Here is a 4,055-nt window from a genome sequence, read left to right on the forward strand (position 1 = left end):
ATTCTGCACCCGCGGCTATCACGTGATGCTTGGCTACTTTGAAATGCCGGAAGCGAGCGCTGCAGCCATGGACGCCGACGGCTGGCTGCATACCGGCGATCTTTGCGCAATGGACGCGCGCGGGTACTGCACGGTCGAAGGTCGGCTGAAGGACATGATCATCCGCGGCGGCGAGAACATCTACCCGCGCGAACTGGAAGAGCTGCTGTTCCGGCATCCCCAGGTTAGCGAAGTCGCCGTCGTCGGCGTCCCCCACGAGAAATGGGGTGAAGAGGTCGCGGCCTTCATTCGCCCGGTATCCGGCGCCGTTATCGACAAGGAGGAGATGACGGCGTACATGCGCGCCTCGCTGGCTCCCCACAAGTCACCGAAGCATTGGGTCGTTGTGGAAGCCTTTCCGCTGACCGGATCGGGAAAGATCCAAAAATTCAAGCTGCGTGAAGCCTGGATCAAGGGAGAGGTGGCGGCGATCTAGTAAGCTATCCGGTACTGGCCCGGGCCAGTACCAGCTATCCGGAGTTAGGCAGGGCCCGGACTTCCCCTTCTCGGCTAACGAAATCCCGCGGCAGTGCTTCACATTGAAGTCCGTTTGGGGAGGGTGGGGGGTAGGTCAATCTCTGGCAAGGTGTCGCCCGCGAACCGGCCCCACTATCACTCAGGGATTTTTTTCTCGCTCAGCAAGGTTTTCGGCATGACCCCTGCGAGCGCCGGGGGTCGCCAAATTGGGGGCAGCACAAAACGATTGTATGATCCAACGCTTACGGGTCAGCGAAAGTCTGGTTGAACCAGTGCGCCGCGCTTGCCGCTCGTTTTTGTACCAATTATTTTCTCCCTGCATCCAACTGCGGGTCGGTGGCGTTTCAAAAACGTCGCGAAATTCGGCAGGGGTGGGGCGTAATGCGTCGTGCCGACGAGGAAGAGATCGGGCGGTTATTTGGAGGCTCGATAAACCCGCTCTTAACCTAACTCGGCTTATCTAGCTGTGGGCATCGGGGGTGCGTGCGCTGGCTTGCGGGCCAGCCAAAGCTAGGGCATGCCACAATGGCCTTCGACCCCGAAGAGTTAGTCACTCTGACCGATCATGGCACGATGAAACTGCGCTCGGCGGTATCCCGAGCGATGACCATGCCACTCAAGGAGCGCAGGCGCGCGACCATTGTTCGCGAAGGCGATCCGGCGATCCTGACTTTTGAGCAAATTAGGGGCCTCGCAGCAAAATGGCACGAACGTCTCGTGCACATCGATTAGGTTCGCCACGGGCAATTTCGGATCGGGCCGCGACCCCGATATTCGGTCCGAGGCACGGCCCCGTCACCCACTGATCTCACAATGGCGGGGCCGCGCTTTGCGCTAGCGCCGACAAAACCTACGCTATCCGGGGTTTTTGGCAGGAACTTCCTTCCGTGATGCGATAATTTCAACATCAACGGCCAAGGTGCAATCCATGACCGATGAACAACTCGCAGCCATGCACAGACTACTTGCCGAGTACCATCGAAAGCTCGCCAACGAAGCGGTCCTCGATGTCGTGCAACAATATCATGCTGACCTTGGGCAACGCCTCGTAGATGAAGCCGTGCTCATACCCAGGCGAACGGCGATTGTGGAGCGGCTTCATGAGCGCGAACAGCAAATCGCTGAAGACGGCGGTGAGAACGAATGACGACGTTCCTAAACCGGCACTGCTCACCAACGGTGTAATCCTGTTGCGCCAGCGGTGCGACGGAATGTGTTGGCCGTAGCGTTGTGCTGGGGCAGGGCGCAGTGGCCGCGCAAAAAAGCGGGATTTATTTTCTACCGCCGCTCTGCATTTGATCGGATCCGGTCGGAAAAATTGCCGCGAAATTCGGGATGGGGATGTCAAATCTTTAAGTAGCTGCGCGCACCCACCCGGGGCTCCGGTTCGTGCGCAAGATTTTGGAAATGAATATCGAGAAATTCATGTTCGGTTTTGCAAGCTGGACATTGATCTTATTCCAGGGTGCCAGCTGGCTCAGGTAAGGCCGGGGGCGGCGTGCCATGCAGGCGTATCCGGCGCGAACAAAAACGTCCCCGGCTATCAGAATGTAGACCGCTCCTTTTGGCTGGAGTAGGCTTTATCCGACCGGCAGCATGGCCCCTCGTGAGCGGAGAGCGCGCGGTCGGAATGAGAATAAGAAATGTTGGGAGGATCCGATGGCAATTTCCAAGGCCCTCACTGTCAACGGCCAGCAGGTCGAAATCAGCATCGATGATGCGGACATGCCGCTGCTCTACGCGTTGCGCGAAAACCTCGGCTTGCACGGACCGCGTTTTGGCTGCGGGCTCGGTCAATGCGGCGCCTGCACGGTGCACATCGACGGCAAGGCGACGCGCTCTTGCGTGACGCCACTGTCGGCGCTCAAGCCTGGCAACGAGGTGGTGACGCTTGAGGGCCTCGGCAGCCCACAAAATCCGCATCCGCTGCAAAAGGCCTTCATCGACGAGCAGGCCGCCCAGTGCGGCTACTGCATCAACGGTATGATCATGGAGGCGGCAGCCTTCCTCGCCGCCAACAAGGGCAAGCAGCCGAGTGCGGTGGAGATCACGCGGGCGCTCGCCAAGAATCTGTGCCGCTGCGGCACGCATGCGCGCATCGTCCGCGCCATCCAGCGCGTTTGAGGGAGGCCAGCATGACTGACACACTTATCTTGTCGCGGCGCGAGGTTTTGAAAGCCGGTTCTCTCGTCGTCGCCTTCACGCTGACGGGCAGTGCCGGGACTGTTATGGCACAACCGCAGAAAGCGGCGGTACCCGCCGCGCCGTCCAAGCCCTTGATGTTGACCGAAGTCGACAGCTTCCTCACCATCGACACCGACGGTGCTGTCACCGTGTATTCTGGCAAGGTCGATCTCGGCACCGGCGTCAAGACGGCGCTGACGCAGATCGTGGCGGACGAGCTTGATGTACCGATGTCGAGCGTCCGCATCGTGCAGGGCGACACTCTGACGACGCCCGACCAGGGCCCGACCTTTGGCAGCGTGTCGATCCAGATTGGCGGCATGCAGATACGCAATGCGGCGGCGCTGGCGCGGGCCGCGCTGCTGGAGGCGGCCGTCAAGCGGCTCAACGCCAAGCCGGAGGAGCTCAGCATCGAAAATGGTGTCATCACGAGCCCGACGGGACAAGTAGCGTTCGGCCAGCTGATCGGCGGCAAGACCTTCAATCTCAAGGTCGATCATACCAAGCCGCCGCCATGGAAGGACGCCAAGGCCTACAAGCGCGTCGGCACCAGCGTGGCGCGGCTCGACATCCCCGATAAGGTGACCGGCCGCTTCACTTACATACACGACGTTCGCGTGCCCGGCATGCTGCACGGCCGGGTGGTGCGCCCGCCGGCGATCGGCGCCGAGCTCGAAACCGTCGACGAGGCCTCGATCAAGGCTATCCCGGGCGTCGTCAAGGTGGTGCGGGAGGGCAATTTCCTCGGCGTCGTCGCGCAAAGCGAATGGAGCGCGATCCGGGCGGCGCGCGACCTCAAGGCCACGTGGTCGGAGTGGAAAGGATTGCCCGAGCAGTCCAAGCTCTACGACTACGTTCGCGCTACGAAGGTCGCCAAGGACGAGGTGACCGGCAACATCGGCAATACGGCCGAGGCGATGGCCAAGGAGGGCGTCAAGAAGCTCGCCGCCACCTACGATTTCGCCATCCACACCCACGGCTCGATCGGGCCCTCCTGCGCCATCGCAGAATTCGAGGACGGCAAGCTCACCTCCTGGTCGGCCTCGCAGATGACGCACAGTCTGCGGAAGCAGCTCGCCAAGATGCTGGCGCTGCCTGTCGATAACGTGCGCTGCATCTATGTCGAGGGCTCGGGCTGCTACGGCCGTAACGGCCACGAGGACGCCGCCGCCGATGCCGCGATCTTGGCCAAGGCGGTCGGCAAGCCGGTGCGTGTGCAATGGTCGCGCGCCGATGAGCACGGCTGGGACCCCAAGGGACCGCCCACATTGATCGATGTGCGCGCCGCGCTCGACGGTGCGAATGTAGTGGCGTGGGAATCGGAGTTTTTCATCCCCCAGCAAACGCCGAACATG

Annotated in this window: 5 protein-coding genes; all 5 read left to right on the forward strand. The window is 61.3% G+C overall.

Features of this window, described 5'->3' with window-relative positions; all coding sequences use genetic code 11:
- Positions 1 to 475: AMP-binding enzyme (locus WB528_RS26910; protein ID WP_423892384.1), on the forward strand; the 475-nt coding region annotated here is incomplete at its 5' end.
- Between the two features lie 566 nt (positions 476 to 1,041).
- The gene (locus WB528_RS26915; RefSeq protein ID WP_423892385.1) at positions 1,042 to 1,248 is read left to right on the forward strand and encodes a hypothetical protein; all 207 of its coding nucleotides are present in this window, start codon (positions 1,042 to 1,044) and stop codon (positions 1,246 to 1,248) included.
- Between the two features lie 196 nt (positions 1,249 to 1,444).
- On the forward strand, positions 1,445 to 1,663 hold the full coding sequence (locus WB528_RS26920; protein ID WP_423892386.1) for a hypothetical protein: 219 nt from the start codon (positions 1,445 to 1,447) through the stop codon (positions 1,661 to 1,663).
- A 512-nt stretch (positions 1,664 to 2,175) separates the two neighbouring features.
- On the forward strand, positions 2,176 to 2,640 hold the full coding sequence (locus WB528_RS26925) for a (2Fe-2S)-binding protein (RefSeq protein WP_423892387.1): 465 nt from the start codon (positions 2,176 to 2,178) through the stop codon (positions 2,638 to 2,640).
- Positions 2,641 to 2,651: 11 nt separating this feature from the next.
- A partial coding sequence (locus WB528_RS26930; protein ID WP_423892389.1) for a molybdopterin cofactor-binding domain-containing protein occupies positions 2,652 to 4,055 on the forward strand: 1,404 nt, incomplete at its 3' end.

Source organism: Bradyrhizobium sp. (assembly GCF_049586575.1).
GTDB lineage: Bacteria > Pseudomonadota > Alphaproteobacteria > Rhizobiales > Xanthobacteraceae > Bradyrhizobium.

Bases quoted from the DNA above. Each gene is read 5' to 3' on its own strand.
- WB528_RS26915 (WP_423892385.1), top strand. From the start codon at position 1,042: ATGGCCTTCGACCCCGAAGAGTTAGTCACTCTGACCGATCATGGCACG.
- WB528_RS26920 (WP_423892386.1), top strand. From the start codon at position 1,445: ATGACCGATGAACAACTCGCAGCCATGCACAGACTACTTGCCGAGTAC.
- WB528_RS26925 (WP_423892387.1), top strand. From the start codon at position 2,176: ATGGCAATTTCCAAGGCCCTCACTGTCAACGGCCAGCAGGTCGAAATC.